23 protein-coding genes and 1 pseudogene are annotated in these 15,238 nt (G+C 42.3%); 21 read left to right on the top strand and 3 right to left on the bottom strand.

The window, feature by feature from the left end; genetic code table 11:
• The 15 genes and pseudogenes from ASG16_RS30785 to ASG16_RS30510 form a co-directional block, all read left to right on the top strand.
• Window positions 1-321 (top strand): annotated as a pseudogene (locus ASG16_RS30785) (hypothetical protein); the annotation flags it as partial.
• Window positions 322-337: 16 nt separating this feature from the next.
• Window positions 338-3,295 carry an RCC1 domain-containing protein gene (locus tag ASG16_RS30555; protein ID WP_056488478.1) on the top strand — a complete coding sequence of 986 codons (2,958 nt, stop codon included), beginning with the start codon at window positions 338-340 and terminating at the stop codon, window positions 3,293-3,295.
• Window positions 3,296-3,309: 14 nt separating this feature from the next.
• Window positions 3,310-3,474, top strand: a complete 165-nt coding sequence (locus ASG16_RS30780) for a hypothetical protein (RefSeq protein WP_157966795.1) — start codon at window positions 3,310-3,312, stop codon at window positions 3,472-3,474.
• Window positions 3,471-3,623, top strand: a complete 153-nt coding sequence (locus ASG16_RS31125; protein WP_167403236.1) for a CD1375 family protein — start codon at window positions 3,471-3,473, stop codon at window positions 3,621-3,623. Before ASG16_RS30780 ends, ASG16_RS31125 begins: the two co-directional genes overlap by 4 nt.
• Window positions 3,624-3,741: 118 nt before the next feature.
• Window positions 3,742-3,918, top strand: coding sequence for a hypothetical protein (locus ASG16_RS31120; RefSeq protein WP_164724554.1), 177 nt, complete (start codon window positions 3,742-3,744; stop codon window positions 3,916-3,918).
• Window positions 3,919-3,990: 72 nt separating this feature from the next.
• Complete coding sequence (locus tag ASG16_RS30550; RefSeq protein WP_056488476.1) at window positions 3,991-4,449, top strand: phage holin family protein; 459 nt, start codon at window positions 3,991-3,993, stop codon at window positions 4,447-4,449.
• Window positions 4,450-4,451: 2 nt separating this feature from the next.
• The gene (locus tag ASG16_RS30545; protein ID WP_056488473.1) at window positions 4,452-5,258 is read left to right on the top strand and encodes an N-acetylmuramoyl-L-alanine amidase; all 807 of its coding nucleotides are present in this window, start codon (window positions 4,452-4,454) and stop codon (window positions 5,256-5,258) included.
• 5 nt (window positions 5,259-5,263) lie between these two features.
• Entirely contained in the window at window positions 5,264-5,410 is a 147-nt protein-coding gene (locus ASG16_RS30775) for a hypothetical protein (protein ID WP_157966794.1), read from the top strand.
• Window positions 5,411-6,024: 614 nt separating this feature from the next.
• Complete coding sequence (locus tag ASG16_RS30540) at window positions 6,025-6,651, top strand: hypothetical protein (protein ID WP_056488471.1); 627 nt, start codon at window positions 6,025-6,027, stop codon at window positions 6,649-6,651.
• Between the two features lie 86 nt (window positions 6,652-6,737).
• Window positions 6,738-7,136 carry a hypothetical protein gene (locus ASG16_RS30535; RefSeq protein ID WP_056488469.1) on the top strand — a complete coding sequence of 133 codons (399 nt, stop codon included), beginning with the start codon at window positions 6,738-6,740 and terminating at the stop codon, window positions 7,134-7,136.
• A 220-nt stretch (window positions 7,137-7,356) separates the two neighbouring features.
• Window positions 7,357-8,199: an HNH endonuclease gene (locus tag ASG16_RS30530; RefSeq protein ID WP_056488466.1), complete on the top strand. Its 843-nt coding sequence runs from the start codon at window positions 7,357-7,359 to the stop codon at window positions 8,197-8,199.
• Window positions 8,186-8,584, top strand: coding sequence for a (deoxy)nucleoside triphosphate pyrophosphohydrolase (locus ASG16_RS30525; protein WP_056488464.1), 399 nt, complete (start codon window positions 8,186-8,188; stop codon window positions 8,582-8,584). The genes ASG16_RS30530 and ASG16_RS30525 overlap by 14 nt, the downstream gene beginning before the upstream one ends.
• A gap of 70 nt (window positions 8,585-8,654) precedes the next feature.
• Window positions 8,655-8,837 carry a hypothetical protein gene (locus tag ASG16_RS30520; protein ID WP_056488461.1) on the top strand — a complete coding sequence of 61 codons (183 nt, stop codon included), beginning with the start codon at window positions 8,655-8,657 and terminating at the stop codon, window positions 8,835-8,837.
• Complete coding sequence (locus ASG16_RS30515; RefSeq protein WP_056488458.1) at window positions 8,821-9,090, top strand: hypothetical protein; 270 nt, start codon at window positions 8,821-8,823, stop codon at window positions 9,088-9,090. The genes ASG16_RS30520 and ASG16_RS30515 overlap by 17 nt, the downstream gene beginning before the upstream one ends.
• Window positions 9,091-9,096: 6 nt before the next feature.
• Complete coding sequence (locus tag ASG16_RS30510; protein WP_056488456.1) at window positions 9,097-9,468, top strand: YhjD family protein; 372 nt, start codon at window positions 9,097-9,099, stop codon at window positions 9,466-9,468.
• Window positions 9,469-9,617: 149 nt separating this feature from the next.
• On the opposite strand, the gene ASG16_RS31460 is transcribed toward ASG16_RS30510, so the two are convergent.
• Window positions 9,618-10,127: a helix-turn-helix domain-containing protein gene (locus ASG16_RS31460; RefSeq protein WP_241970859.1), complete on the bottom strand. Its 510-nt coding sequence runs from the start codon at window positions 10,125-10,127 to the stop codon at window positions 9,618-9,620.
• Window positions 10,128-10,213: 86 nt separating this feature from the next.
• Here ASG16_RS31460 and ASG16_RS30500 point away from each other — a divergent pair, with 86 nt between their 5' ends.
• Window positions 10,214-10,567, top strand: coding sequence for a magnesium chelatase subunit ChlI family protein (locus ASG16_RS30500; protein ID WP_056488453.1), 354 nt, complete (start codon window positions 10,214-10,216; stop codon window positions 10,565-10,567).
• A 602-nt stretch (window positions 10,568-11,169) separates the two neighbouring features.
• On the opposite strand, the gene ASG16_RS31730 is transcribed toward ASG16_RS30500, so the two are convergent.
• Together ASG16_RS31730 and ASG16_RS30480 are read right to left on the bottom strand one after the other, a co-directional pair.
• Window positions 11,170-11,373, bottom strand: a complete 204-nt coding sequence (locus tag ASG16_RS31730) for a CPCC family cysteine-rich protein (RefSeq protein WP_370444424.1) — start codon at window positions 11,371-11,373, stop codon at window positions 11,170-11,172.
• Window positions 11,374-11,656: 283 nt separating this feature from the next.
• On the bottom strand, window positions 11,657-11,971 hold the full coding sequence (locus tag ASG16_RS30480; RefSeq protein WP_241970858.1) for a protease inhibitor I42 family protein: 315 nt from the start codon (window positions 11,969-11,971) through the stop codon (window positions 11,657-11,659).
• A 483-nt stretch (window positions 11,972-12,454) separates the two neighbouring features.
• On the opposite strand from ASG16_RS30480, the gene ASG16_RS30475 reads away from it, so the two are divergent.
• The 5 genes from ASG16_RS30475 to ASG16_RS30455 all read left to right on the top strand — a co-directional run bounded on the left by ASG16_RS30475 (window position 12,455) and on the right by ASG16_RS30455 (window position 15,219).
• Entirely contained in the window at window positions 12,455-13,177 is a 723-nt protein-coding gene (locus ASG16_RS30475) for an EAL domain-containing protein (protein WP_056488443.1), read from the top strand.
• 29 nt (window positions 13,178-13,206) lie between these two features.
• The gene (locus tag ASG16_RS30470; RefSeq protein WP_017249346.1) at window positions 13,207-13,563 is read left to right on the top strand and encodes a hypothetical protein; all 357 of its coding nucleotides are present in this window, start codon (window positions 13,207-13,209) and stop codon (window positions 13,561-13,563) included.
• Window positions 13,560-14,372: a CBS domain-containing protein gene (locus ASG16_RS30465; protein ID WP_056488442.1), complete on the top strand. Its 813-nt coding sequence runs from the start codon at window positions 13,560-13,562 to the stop codon at window positions 14,370-14,372. Before ASG16_RS30470 ends, ASG16_RS30465 begins: the two co-directional genes overlap by 4 nt.
• Before the next feature lie 122 nt (window positions 14,373-14,494).
• Window positions 14,495-14,809, top strand: coding sequence for a YbjQ family protein (locus ASG16_RS30460; protein WP_048033469.1), 315 nt, complete (start codon window positions 14,495-14,497; stop codon window positions 14,807-14,809).
• Window positions 14,810-14,880: 71 nt separating this feature from the next.
• A complete protein-coding gene (locus ASG16_RS30455; RefSeq protein ID WP_056488439.1) occupies window positions 14,881-15,219 on the top strand; it encodes an SCP2 sterol-binding domain-containing protein in 339 nt (112 codons plus the stop codon).
• The last annotated feature ends 19 nt before the right edge of the window (window positions 15,220-15,238 follow it).

Raw genomic sequence — 15,238 nt, 5'->3', positions numbered from 1 at the left:
ATATCTATCGATCCAAGCGCCCCTGACAGTCTTTTGACAGGGGCCAAAAAAATCAACGAAAACTTTGATCAGATAGATTCAAAAATAGAGCAATTGGAAACTGTAGCAAAGTCAGAGATAGCTCATCTGCATAGGAGGGCAGATATCAATGAAAAAAACATTTTGGAAATGGCTCTTGAGTTGGAGACGGTAAAAGGGGCAGTTTTAAACGGATTGACAAGCAATATTTATATTGAATCATTTATAGATTTAGAAGATGTCAACCTATTGAACGGGGCTACGAAGCATGACAGCACGAATAAGAAAGTGTACCTAGCGTAGAAAGGATGATGAATACATGGGCTATCCAACGGGAATAGAAAACATTCCCTTTATTAAAACAGGTAAGCGTACGACTACGATAGATGCCCACACGTTTCCAGACGACATTGTTCACGTAGCCGTCGGTCTTTATTCTTCGTCTTCTAGTTTGTATGGCGTTGTTTTGGCAAATGGCGATTTATACATTAAGTCGAATACGGGCATGACGAATCAAGACGCTATAAATTTCAGAAGTGCGTACGGCTTTACGGGAAGCTGGCAGAAGTTTAAGACAGGAGTAGCAAAAGTCGATACAGGCGGGCCGTACCTTCATGTTCTGTATAAAAACAGAACGCTGGAACGGTACACCAGTTCAAACACTATGCCTACCATCCTGGGAACGGCTCAAGCGATGTGGGACGGGATTAACAGCGAATTCGTTTATGTTAAAGCCGACGGTACGTTAAATAACACAGTTTTCCCGACAAACAAAAGCTATGTTGCGGTACGTATCGGGCAAAGAGGTACAATGGCATTGGCAAGTGACGGTACGTTATATTACGTATATTCATCCAGTGTTGTACAAATCGGCACGAATGTAAAAGAAATGTCTATGTCGGGTGGAAGTACAGGACGACTTAACTATTTGAAACATGATGGTACAGTATGGTCAGCCGTCGCTGTAGATAATCCGTCATTTGCACAGGTAACGGGCTTCCCTTCATCGGTTAAGTCATTGGTAGACGTAGTAGACGGACAAAGCTATGCACTATTGGTAGATGGTAGCGTTTATCGCTGGTCAGCTCCGGGGGCTGCGGTTGCAACGTCTATCGCAACTGATTCGGGCTATATTTCTATTTACGGGGATGGGGGGGGATTTATCACCAATAACATTCCAGGGAAGCCAATACCCGTCCATATCCCTGACACGCTACGGGTAACGAAGCGGCCTGTATTTGAGGCAACTATAAATGAGGACATTGAGTACGATGCACAGGCTTTCACTTTGCAGTTGGCGACTAACAGCGCGTTTACCCAAGACTTACAGACATACAGTAGCAATGTAGACGCTACGGGCTGGGAGGTATTCGACGGTAAAGGTTGGGAGTGGCAAGGTATTACGACAGGCAAGGTACGGCCTGCTCAGTTGGTTAAAGATGGGGGATTTGAAAGCCCTGCGGGTACCTATTGGAAGCCAATGCACAGCAGCCTTACTGATGGGGAGTTCGCGGGAACAGACACAGAGGTAAAACGCAAAGGGAACAGCGCTCTAAAATTGGTAAGCAAAACGTCCAAAGCAATAGGTTTTTACCAAGACCTGAAAGGTTGGAAACCCGGTGATGTTATTGTTGTAGAAGGCTATATGAAAATAACGCAACACAATAAGGGAATATTGCAGATAGATATTATTACCGATACGGGATTAGATACGAGCACTATGTGGTACGACGCTCCAATAAGTGGTTGGCTAAAATTTACTGAAACCATAACAATTCCAGCTAAAACTACTCTAGTACAAATTCGTGCGTTTACTGATGAAACGGCAGACCTTACGGGGTATGTAGACGACATATCAGTAAAAATACAAGGCTTGAAAGATTATACGAAGGTACGCTACACGCCACAAGTTGACCTGGTAGAAGGAACGACGTACTACTGGCGTATGGCAGCAATCGACGGCGCTACGGGTACGTATTCCGAATGGACAGACGTACAGACCTTGCAAAACCTGCTGGGGGTAGCGGGTAAGATGGAGGATGCCAGCCTATGGTATGACTATCAAACGACGCATGCCCTGGACACCACGAATAAGGTGGAAGGCAGTAACGGCATGAAAGTAACCACGACTGCTGTAGGATTCGGTTCAACCTATAAAAACGGGATGAACTGGCAAGCAGGTAAGTATTATATCGCCCTGGCTATGGCGAAGAACGGAAACGCCAGCAGCGGTGTAGCCTTGAACGTAACAGGCGTCGGCATGACGCCGTACTATACGGGAACGTCGGAGTTTAAGCTGCTTACCTTGCTACTGGCCCCGAAAGCTGGCGTAAATACGAACCTAGACCTGGTAGTATACGGTGACGCAGTAGGCCAGTACGGGTACTTCGACCAGGCGCGCGTCTACGAAATCACGAAGGCCGAATACGATCTTATTCAGTCTGGAACCGACCCTCGGTATAGCGGGGATATGCTGGCGGTCATGTACCCGTATGTCGATAATACCCAGACCATCCAACGTAAAACACGGATACGCTGCGGAACAACACTGGCACTACAAACAAAGCCAATCAAAACGACGGCCCCTGTAGATCGAAGCGTTTTTTCAAAATTTGCGACGCTACCTATTCACGTACCAGCAGTAAAACGGATAGAAAACACCGATTCAAGAATTACGTACAGCAGCGGCGGGCTTGCCTGGAACAACATTAACTATGTAGACGCTGGAAGCAGCCAGGGAACAATTGCATATGTAGCGGGGGTAACCGGAGCCTGGGCCGAGCTGTCATTTATCGGTACAGGCATTCGCTTTGGCAGTTGGTTAAGCCCTTGGTACGGGCTGGTAGACGTTTATATAGACAATGTGCTGGTTAAAACCGTAAGTCAGTATGTACCTGAAGGGTACGTAGGCAATACAAAGCAGCAAGTCGTTTATGAAAACACTACATTACCCTATGGGCCGCACAAAATTAAAATCGTCAATCGAAATGAAAAAGCAGACTCCGCAGCACTAGGGATGAGCTGCGCCCTAGACTTCTTCGAAATCCTGGACACAAAGGCTCCAGCCGTCTTAACTGTCCAATCTTCAAATAATGCGAACGACGCAACCCCGACCTGGGAGGATGTAACGGACGTCTTTTTGTCGGGGGACTATTTCAGATACAAGAACCTGATTAAAACCGCACCTGACTGGGGCTTGGCTCTAAAGATTACGGTAGATGCAAAAGAACGGCTAGGTCCGATAGAAATTGACGGTTTCGGGATCAGTTACGAATAGGAAGGTGCGAAGCCATGGGCAGACACTTAAAACAAACCGATTTGGCTCAGCTACGTACAAGTGAGCAAGCAAAGGTAAATATAGAGCTCCAATCGGCTTATGAAGCGATAGCTGCATTACATGAGACTGTCGAGGTGTTGCAAAAAGAAGTCCAAACATTAAAAGGGGGTGATAAATGATGGTGGTAAAATATATGATTCCGGTTTATGCCTACTTAGTAAAATGCGGCTGGTCACTAGAACCGACTGGGATGGAAGCAGAAAAAGTAATTCCGGAACCCTACCGATTACCTGTAGCTGAACACTTAGCTACTGTACAAACAACTTAACGCCTTCTCTCAAAAGAGCGAAGGTGTTTTTTTATGGGGAGCTGCTCCTTCTCCTTTGAGACTTTCCCGGAACCCAGAGCGTCTTATCTTTTAAGAATGAATCAGGGGAGGACATTACATGAATGGTGATATTGGATTCACATGGGACTGGGGAAGTTTTCTTTGGTTAATCATTTTCGTATGGCTGCCAGTGAGTGTAGTCACTTATCTTCTCATACGAACATGGTTCAAGAAAAAAATGAGCGAACTAGAGAAACGAATCGAGAAACTTGAACAAGAAGGTTCAACAAAATAAGGATTTCATAGGGGAGCTGCTAACGCGGCTCCTTTAATTTTTGCCCCGTGGGGGTGAGGAGAAGATGAGCTGATGAAATTTCTTCAAAGCCTAGAAAACGTAGCAACCCCAGCAAACGCTTGGGCGACAACAGCGGGTGCAATCGTGTCGCCCGTTTTTCATTATCTATATGGAACGAACCGCCAAGACATCCTGATTGTGCTCTTTTTCATGATTGTCTTGGATTGGATCACAGGCATTTCCGCAGCAAAAAAAGATCAATCCTACTCATCTGATTATGGGTTGTCCAGAATCCCACGTACAATGTTCCTCTTTGCTCTACCAGCCTTAGCGAATCTCTTAGATCGTGTTATGGGCACCCCTGGGTTTTTGTTCTATGGCGTCACATTCGGTCTTATCTACCACACTTGGACAAGCCTGACAGCCAATGCACATCGCGCAGGCTGGCCTATGCCAAGGTCGGTTGAAAAATTGGTGGGATCAGAGATCAAAGCCAAGGCTGAACGAGCTGCGAGAAAGGAGTACAAATAATTATGAATATGACAATATCAGGCGCGCGCGTGATGGACGTACGTGCCTCTTTACCACGCCACAAAACACTAAGGTATGGACGGCGTAAGCTGACTGACATCCGATCGGCAGCCATTCACCATTCTGCTACGTTGAGCGGATCGCCAGAGGCATTCGCACGATATCATGTAGGCACTAATGGGTGGCCGGGCATTGCCTATCATTTTGTGATTCAAAAAGATGGGGTGATTTATTGGTGTAACGATCCAGAGGCAATCTCCTACCATGTCGGTAACAGCAACCGTCATGCGTTAGGCATATGCCTTGTCGGGGACTTCCGGACACAGAAACCGACGCCTGAGCAACTTGATGCCGCCAATCGCCTGATCCAGCACTTGCAGGTACAGATTCCATCGATGAAGCAGGTGTTTGGTCACCAGGAGTACCCCGGCTACGCGTGGAAAAACTGTCCTGCATTACCGATGGGCACATTCCGAATAAATTACTCACAATTCTTGCAAAAAGCTGTGGGTAAAGTGGATAAGCCAAAGCAAATCCCGGTTGCAATTAAGTTGAACGAGACATTGCTCGCGGTAACGGGCTTTTTGCAGGAAGGCGTTTCTATGCTGCCAGTACGTGCGGTTGCCAATGCTGCTAGTGGAAAAGTGGAGTGGATTGAACAAACGAAGGATGTTCGTGTTAACGGTAATGACCTAAACGAAAAGCTCATTTCGGGATCGGCATATGCTCCTGCTCGTGAGTTGGCTGCTGCACTTTGTCTACAGATTGAGTGGGATGGTAGTACAAATACAGTAATATTGAGAGGATGAGTGCTTTGGATAAGGCAAACAAAAAGAAACAGGGAGTTTTGATGATAGTAGGGGGAGCTCTTGCAATTGTAGGAGCAGGGTACGGGTTACTGACAGACGAACAAACCCAAGCGATTCAACAGGCTCTTGAAATACTTCTAGCAGCGTTCTAAATGCAACAGCCCTCCTTCCGGATAAACGGGGGAGGGCTTTTTTGCGAGGTTTTTCTTTTTTCGTCACCCGTATAAGACAGGAATAAACGCTCGTGTAAAGGTGAGGCAATGGAGATCAAATTTAGCCCTAGATAGTGTGACGACAGCTCGTGGAACGACTCATGGAGGGTACGAAATGGATTTGGATAGGTTGGTGGAAAACAGACATGGTAATGGCTGGTATCGCTATGTGCGCGAACTTACATGGAAAATACAAGACAAAACTGAATAAAAGACGTATAAGGCGAAGCGTTCTAAGCGTCTTTATGGCTAGCAAGTGCTGGCGATAAGGTGAGAGAAGCTTACCATACGACTCTTTGAACATTTGCTGAAGTTATATCAAGCTAAATATTGGACAAACCCTCTCTACAAGCAATTTACTAGAGGATCTACTTTGCATACATATGTTTTAAACATTTTAACCAATATTGAAGTTGTCTAAGTAAGTATTATTAATCAGAAAAAATAATTTACATATAAATGAAATGGTTGTAAAATTAGAAATAAATCCCATATAATCTTTAAAGTGTAAATAACGGGATTAAAAATATACATTGTGAAGGGGTAGTAAATTAATGTCTATTAGTGTGTCTCAAAGTGGCCTTTCATCAAAAAACATTCAAGAAATGTATACAGCTAAAAATGCTGCCGTGGCTCAACCTAAAGAAACAGTAACCCAAGGTTTAAAAAACAATGAAACTGACGCTGACACAGTTCAAATATCTTCTGAGGCACAACAACTTTTTGCAGCTCGTTCAAGTAAACGTGAACCTGGAACACTTAAGATAGGCGATAATTTAATTACATGGACGATGGAAAAACGCGTGATCCATTTAGATAATGATAAGGACCTTAGAAATGCTCTTAGTGAAGATATAAATAATGCTGAGAAAATCGCAGATCAAATTAAAAGTGATTATAGGATGGAATACGGTAAGCGATTGGATATTTCATCTGACTCTCTAACTTGGGAAATAATCGGTCATATCTATCCAGGAGAAATAGCAAAAGCACTTAAGAAAGTTGATTTTTTAATTCCAGATTTAATCTCTGAAGGATTAGATTCAATCATTAAACGTACAAAAACAATTGACATGGGGGAAAAGGGCAAAGATGAAAATAGAGAATTATGGGATGAAATGGCTGACCTACCTAATTGGGTTCAAGATGCAGTAAAAGAGGCGATAGATCTAGTAAATTAATGATAGAAGAAACATGTTTAAAGCGGACTCTCTTTTCTATTTTTATTTGTAGAACGAAAGAGTTACAGCTATAAAGGAGGGAAACTATGCCAGCTTTTCTTAATTGGTTACTATTCATTGTGCTATTAATTGGCAGTAGTATTCAACTTTTTCTTGATTTGCTTATGGGCGCAGATATTCCGGTAGTACTTGATGAAGGGGAGTTTATTAGGTTTATACAGTATTCTGGCGTATTGTTTTCACTATTTATAGTTTTCTTATCTTTACAACGAAAAATCTCAATACTGATCATCAATACTTTTGTTCAAATCATTATAGCTGGTTGGTGGTCAACTAGTTTAGAATCTTCATTAGGAATGGAAACAAGAGTAGACGAGCTAATTTATAGCAGCCTAGCGGGATTGGGCAGTTCGATGCTAATAATTACTTATTCCCTTGTTCTTTTAGTTAAATTACTGAAGGAAACCGGGAAAATCAAACTATAATGGCTTTATATACTTAAACGACTCAGCTTATTGTTTGCTTTGGATATTACTCATGTATAGGCCCTCCTTTGAAGAAATCCAGGGAGGGTTTTTAATTTTTATGTGAGATGCTACAATTTTCATAAATGTGTAATTTTGGTTGGAATAATTCGAAACATACATGTTGAATTGGAAATGCGATTTCAATGAAAACCAATTGTAGCCTTGAGGTGGAACAAATATGACAAATTGGCACCGACTAAATCCTGGAGACGTAATAAATAATGACGTATTAAGTGAAATATTTAAATGCTCTACACAAGGTGGAATGAGAAGAGCACTAAAGACGAACTCATTAATTATAGTCTCTAATCACGTTGAATCCCTCTATGATGATCGATGGATAAATGACGTACTGCACTATACGGGAACGGGCAGGCGCGGAGATCAAAGCATAACACATACACAAAATAAAACCCTAAATGAGTCGAATAATAATGGGGTTGAAGTTTACCTATTCGAAGTGTTTAAAGATAAAGAGTACACCTTTCGAGGACGGGTTCAGTTAGCAGGTGATCCTTATCAAGAGAATCAACCAGATGATGACGGAAAGATTCGCAAAGTATGGGTTTTTCCCGTGACATTGATTGGTACGGGCAAAAATTTTAAGCCATCTGAGGATACTATTAGATTTGCCCATGAAGTTCATGAAAAAAAAGCTCGGCGTATGTCTTTTAATGATCTCGAGAAAAGAGCGAAAAATGCGAGAAAGACATCTTCGAAGAGAAATGGTAATGTAACTACATACGATCGAGATCCATATGTTGCTGAGTTTGCAAAGAGACGAGCCGAGGGTATCTGTCAACTATGTGAAAACCCTGCACCCTTTCATAATAAACACGGAGAACCTTATCTTGAAACACATCATGTTGAATGGCTAGCAAGAGGCGGGGAAGATAGCACAGGTAATACAGTTGCTCTTTGTCCCAATTGTCATAAGAAGATGCATATCCTAGATCTAGTCAATGATGTAGAAAAGCTTAAGAAAAAGGCTTTGGAGGAAATCAGTTATGAAACGCATTGAAGTTGTAGGGGCTGTAATAGTGAATGAAAGCAAACAAGTATTATGCGCACTGCGGTCTAAAAATATGAATCTATCCGGTTTCTGGGAGTTTCCAGGGGGAAAGATAGAGCAAGGTGAAGATCCAAAAAAAGCGTTGTACAGAGAAATCAAAGAAGAGTTATCATGTGAAATAAAAGTAGGTGAAATGATCGAAGATACGGTTTATGAGTATGATACCGTTACTGTCCACCTAAGAACTTTTTTATCGACAGTATTGAGTGGGGGCCCTAAAGCCCTTGAACATGAAAAGATTGCATGGGTTTCTGCATTAGATCTAGATCAATTAAATTGGGCACCAGCAGACATTCCAACTGTAGATAAATTGAAACAGCTATTGCTCCACTAAAAAGTGGGGCTTTTCTTTTTTTATTATCCAGCATAAAATAGGAACAAATGTTCGTAAAAGGGTGATTAACGTGGAGACACTCAAAGCAGTGATTGATGGACAACTCCAAGCCGTTCCGGTTTTAACCAACAGTCATCTCGTCATGATAAGAAAAATCCGTATCGGAGCAAGTCCTGGATGTGCTCCTGACATTCTCCGTGATTTGATAGAGGCTGGACTGGTGGAGGAGAAGGCAAATGAGTTTGCTCTATGAACATCACTATGAGCCTGTGGTGGGTTCGTTGGCACCGATTGAGGCAGAGTTGAAGGCTGAACTGTATGTCATCATCTATGACTCAGTACGCAAAGATTTTGCGATTGCCGTCAGTTGGTATGAGGAATGTGTTCGTAGGGAATGGGGAGTAGTCAAGAACATCGACCGTGATGAACGGAAAATCAAACTTATACGGGACGATGGCTGCTGGTGGATTCCTATCGATAATTTACTTCAAGTTGAGCGGGTGTAATAGACAATGATTCAACCTGACCAATGGCGAGAAATCCTACATGAATCGATCCTGTATGGCTTGCTGTTTAAGGCACTAGCGCTAGATGCACAAAAGCTAAATCAAGATCAACTAAAAATGTCATATCGTCCGGTGTTGGATACCATTTCAATGTGGGCAGAGAGGAAGCATCACGAATATCGTAGCCAGTTTGGGGAACTGGGCGGAAAAATCCACGTTCAGAAAACGACTGATGGCCTATTATACTTTGTTCTTGTGACTGTGCGTGGCCGACAGGAAGAATGCGTTTATAATGTAAATCATTTAAAAGCAGAATGTCAGGTAAGGCTTAATAATTATCTATACGACGCCAAGCAGCAAGCAAACGGGTATGCATAGTACGTGCCGAATGATTATACCAGCAAACAACCCACTTATAGATAAATCCGAGCAGGTTATTCGTTTAGTACCTATCTCGTTCAGATAGGTTAAAAGATTTACTTGCAAAAATAAAGCGGCCCTTTAAATTTCAGTAGGGCCGCTTTATTCTATTCCTTCATTAATATATCCAAATACTTCGATAGGTCATTTAGGGGCGTCGTGGGTGGAATCTTGCGGTCGTGTTCCCATTCGTATAGAGTGCGCTCACTTATTCCTAAAAGCGCAGCAAATTCTTTCTTGGTGTACCCATAGTACAAACGCGCTTTAATAATACGTTGCCCTAAAGTTGATTCCGGCAGTTTCTCAAAGCAACCGAGAAAAGCAACTGAGACACCAAGCACTTTGGAAAGTCGTCTTAGGCTAGGAGGCGATACTTTCAATTTATTAGCTTCTGCTAATCCAATTGTTCTTGTACACAATCCTGTGGCAGCGGCAAGATCAACCAAGTACATCTGTTTTGCTGTACGTGCTGCTCTAAGACGGCCACCAGGACTATCATCTTCAATGTCCATAAAAGGAGAGTACGGTGTTTCCTTTTTTAATGATATTCCAAGGGTATTATCTTCAGCCTTGTCCTTGCGGATTTTTCGGTACTCGAGAGAAGCAAACCTGCTCATGCTCTCCCCAACAAATCTACAAATACCGCTCAAAGCTCTCAGGTCCCCTGCTAGACCGCATCGATCTGCACATCGAGGTGCCGAGAGTGCCAGTTCAACTTCTTCACAACAGAAAAGCAGAGGAGTCCTCAAAAGACATTCAACAACGAGTAGAGCAAGCGAGGGCTGTTCAATGCGAAAGATACCACTACCGTCCCGGATGTCCTTTTAACAGTGTGATGAATGGCGAAGAACTGCGACATTTTGCTAAGCTGGATAAGGAAGGACAAGAGATGCTACAGCTTGCCTTCGAGACATTAGGTTTGAGTGCAAGAGCCTACGATAGAATTGTGAAAGTGGCGAGAACGATTGCAGATTTAGATGGCGCTTCCCGTGTAGATGCTGCACATGTAGCAGAAGCGATTCGCTACAGAGCCTTGGATCGAGGGGTACTTTTTTAAGCGTGCTAGATATACCAAAAACAGATAAATGTAAACGTCTCAGTGCCACTACTTCAAAGGTATGAACATTTAACATCCTTGCTAGTGTGGATAGACAGCACATAGATGCAATGAGGAAGAAACGATTATTTTCATTTTTTATCCGCAATAGATGTGAATGTTAACCTCATTCAGACTCATTAGTTTCATCAAACAAACTCTTATCCTCAGCAGTGAATTCTAATCGTAAATGAATACGGTACAAGATTTCAATAACTTCAGCAAATCCAAGCAAGAATATAGAAGGAATGATAGAGTAAAACACACTTGTTAGAAAATGAAGAAAATTATCGTTAAGATCGTCGAACCAAATATATAACCCGACGATAAAACCAACTATAGTAATAACAAGTGCCAGAATCCGAATCCATCGAGCGTATTTATTTGTATAGCGTTTGAACAATATTCTCAGCTCCAAAGTGTCCGAATTTGTGGAAAGGAGAAATCCTCAACAATTGCTTAAGAAAACAGAGTAGTGCCTCGCATCATTACATTAATCTCAAGTCAGTGACATCCACTTTTTATCTTTTTCGTCATCGTATGTAGGCTTTCTAACAAAAGGTTTACCAAGATCCGCAGGCTCCCAAACGAATACAATTTCTTTGGGCCTCTTGTAGTAATAAGTTGTTTGCGCCTCCATCTGAATCTGGGTCCATAAATGGAAAGGAACCATCCACCCAGAAGCAAATGGAACAGATATCGAATTCACCCAACAGTGAAAATTCTATCTTGCCATAATGAGCAATCCATAAGAAAAAAAGATCCATACGAGCAAGAACGATCCAAAGACTGCATTCCTCCTATAATCCTTATTGTTGACAATTTTCTTCATAATAAATGTAAAGTTAACAAAGAACAAAATAGCCAGAATCGGGTTAAGGTATAACGCAGTAAAAATTATGAAACCCACATTTCTCACCTCATCCAAATTATACCATATGCAACTGGATGATTATCAATATGTTGCAGTTTGAATCAGTATGCAGATCATGCAGACTAAGCGCTTCCACGACCGAGTAAGTAGCAGTAGGTACTTTTTAACTAAGAACCCTATACAATCGCAACAACATAAAACACAAACTCTCCGCAATCCCCACTATCCCAAGGCCGACAATACTTCACAGAAATCGACGTCATTCCTCGCCGCAAAGCCTGAAAGGACATCACCTGATGCCCCTCTTGCCCAATGCGAGCTGGCGATGGTGGTGGAACAAAATGATTCGCATGCAACGCTAAAAAGCGAGCATCCACAGGATTAGACAAGTCCCACTGATAGCCGGTAGAGGGATTTGCCACTAGTGTAATTGTGAACAAGTGGCCTTCCTGCACATGTAGTGTATACGTTGAGGTCTTGACCACGGCCATCCTTCCTTTCTTTGGATGAAGTCGATAACCATTTTCCATACCATATGAAAAAAGCTTGATAGCTGCTAACGAGGAAACAAGCAGTAAAAAATTTATTATCATTTATTTCATGTGATTCAGTTCGGTTACAAGTTGTGGAATTACTTGATACATCTATCATTTAGCGAAAATATAACGATAGAAAATAGCCATTATACGTACAATGTTCCTAATTAATTTGAAACAATTAGTATGATCTGGAAAGGAATATGCAAGGTGCTGGCGAATAAGTAGGGACAAAGACATATATTGTCGAAATGTCTGCGGATATTTGTAATCTTTATTACCTAGTTGTAGTTATGGCTAGAAATATCCAGAGAGTAAATTTCTTTTGCTCGTGCATGTAGGTACATTTCCCAGCACTTCCATGGCGCAGAATATCTCGCGCATAGAAGAAGCTTTTTCTTTGTGTTCATACTTGCTAGGAAAGGGAAAGGAAAATTGATGGAGAGCATTGCAGAATTATTTAAGAAAAAAGAGTACTACCACGCATTTCAGCCAATATGTCAACTTCCTGAGAAAAGTAGGATAGGGTATGAGGTATTACTTCGCAGTAAAGCGGGGATCCATCCAGAGGCATTGTTTTCTTTGGCGAAGGAAAACAAAATGCTGCCAGAGCTTGACACTCATTCCCTGCATTATGCGCTCTTGACTTTTTTTCATTCGTCGATTGAACACAAAAACGAGCTTATATTTGTGAATATTTTTCCTTCTACCATAATAGAAGACACATTCCCTGGCTTCATTCAAAAGATCGCTCGTTCCTTCCGTCCCTTTTTAAACCAAATCGTATTGGAGATCAACGAATCGATTATGGAAGGAGAATGCTGGAGCGAACCCATTTTTACACGGCGCATAGCTGAATTGAAAAAGTTGGGGTTCCTAATAGCTTTGGATGATGTCGGAGATGGCGCAAACATATTCAGTAAAATTGAAGATATTTCGCCTGATTACATCAAGATTGATCGCTTTTTTTCGCAAGAGCTTTCGAGTTCATTAGAAAAGCAAAAGACTGTAAAGCTGTTTGTCGATTTTTGCAAAGATGCACCTCAACTCATTCTCGAAGGAGTTGAAGAAGAAGAGGATTTTGCTTGTGCTTCTTTATTGGGCGTTGCAATCGGCCAGGGATACTTGTTTGGTAAACCAGGCAGTTTGCCGGACGAATAAGAGGGCAATGCAGAATTGGAGGAATTTTTATGGCTAGTGATAACAACGTATATTCACGGAAGGCAACGCTTTCCTTAAAAATATCCGAGTTTGAAGTCCCTCCGATGCAGGATTTGTTGATCATCGGACGGAAAGCACCAATTGGTCCTGAAGCTGTAAGGAGAATGGCGGATGCACTTTCACCTGAGCAGTTTACTTTACTGAAAATGAATCATCCTAAGATTGAAGCGGTTTTGTTAAGAAACACCCTTTTGCAAATGATTGATGAAAAATTGTTGATGAAAATCATTCTGGAAGAGGCAGAGCGTATGATTAGCGACTCTATGGTTCTGCGATCTGAGTTGAAAATAGCATTGTCTGTTCAACGAGAGGTGGATCTCTTATGAACATCTCCGACATCATGACGACGACGATTTGTACCATCACCTCTGACAAAAGTGTCTCTTATGCGGCGGAGCGAATGAACGAATCTCAAGTTGATTCGTTAGTTGTCATGGATCACGGAGAGGTACTGGGAATGGTAACGACGAGAGATGTTTTGTCAGCTCATCCAAACCGAATCGTTGCCGACGCCATGAATAGTCAGCCGTTCTATCTGTCAGCCAATCACAATGTTTGGGAGGCCTATCACGCGCTTCATCAAGAACAAAATGGACTTGCTTTGGTCAAACAAGAGGATCAACTGATCGGATTCATCACAAAAGAAATCGTAGAGATGAAAATAGCAGAATATCGAGACCCATTATCGGGTTTGTATCGCGCTCCATACATCCAATTTATTGGGGAAAATTTTTTAAAGGAGCGAAAACCTTTCCATTTGCTTTTTATCGATTTGAACGACTTTGGCCGAATTAATAAGCTGCATGGACATCCATTCGGGGATGATGTCATTCGCACCTATTCTTCGGTCCTCTCTTCTTTGGCTGAAGAACAGGGGGATTATTTATGTCGTTATGCAGGGGACGAGTTTGTTTTGATCTCTACGATTTCCGATGAACAGATTCAGGAATACATTGCGCTCATTACACGTCCAACAAACGTTCTGGATATCTTCGTATCTGCAGCTGTTGGTCATGTGAACGGGTATCAAACACCAGACTTCTTCGCCAGATCTTGGCGGGAATTAATCGCTGAAGCAAGTTTAGGCTCCTCTGCTGCCAAATTATCCAAAAGCGTTACTTCCACGGTGGGATAGGAAAAGTATAGTTTGCCAGCAATGCGCATACACTTTTGGACAGGCTCAGATCTTTCTTTGCAACCGATTATTTTATGATACGTAATACATATTGTGAATAGATCAATATGGGAGGCAATGACATGATTGTAACGACTACCAGCATGATCCAAGGAAAAGAAGTGGAGGAGTATCTGGATATCGTCAGTGGAGAGGTAATCATGGGTGCAAACGTCGTCCGTGACTTTCTCGCAGGGATTACAGACATCATCGGAGGCAGAAGTGGCTCGTATGAGAGCAAGCTCTCAGAAGGTCGTGAATTGGCCTTGCGTGAAATGAAAGAAAAAGCACGGGTATTAGGTGCAAACGCAGTAATTGGGGTTGATCTCGACTTTGAAACATTGCGAGAAGGTATGATGATGGTTATTGCCACAGGCACAGCTGTCCGTGTGAAGTAAGCCGGTAAACACCCGGCTTTCTTTTTTTACCGAAAGCGGTTCTGATACATAGAATGCAAGGAGAAGTGAGCATGCAAGTACGAAAAACCCTTCAGGATTTATCAGATAGAATAAACGCCCAACCACAAGGGATCGCTGGATTACATGCGGTTTATCATTTTGTCCTAAGTGGAGAAGAAGGGGGCACCTACGAGGTTGTTTTTGCCGATAATCAAGCGGACTACAAGCTGGGTGTGACAAGGGAAGCAGGCTGCAAGCTGGAGTTGTCTGACAAAGATTTTATTAAGCTCGTAGAGGGACGCTTGAATCCCACCGTTGCTTTTGTAACGGGGAAGCTGAAAATTAGCGGAGAAATGGGACTTTCGTTTAAATTGCAAACAATCTTACATCACTATCAATCACAAAAATAACGAAAAAACTAGTCAATTC

The organism is Brevibacillus sp. Leaf182 (assembly GCF_001423865.2).
Lineage (GTDB): Bacteria > Bacillota > Bacilli > Brevibacillales > Brevibacillaceae > Brevibacillus > Brevibacillus brevis_C.
Note: the sequence above shows the minus strand (reverse complement) of the source record. Positions and strands in the feature narration are given on the sequence as shown.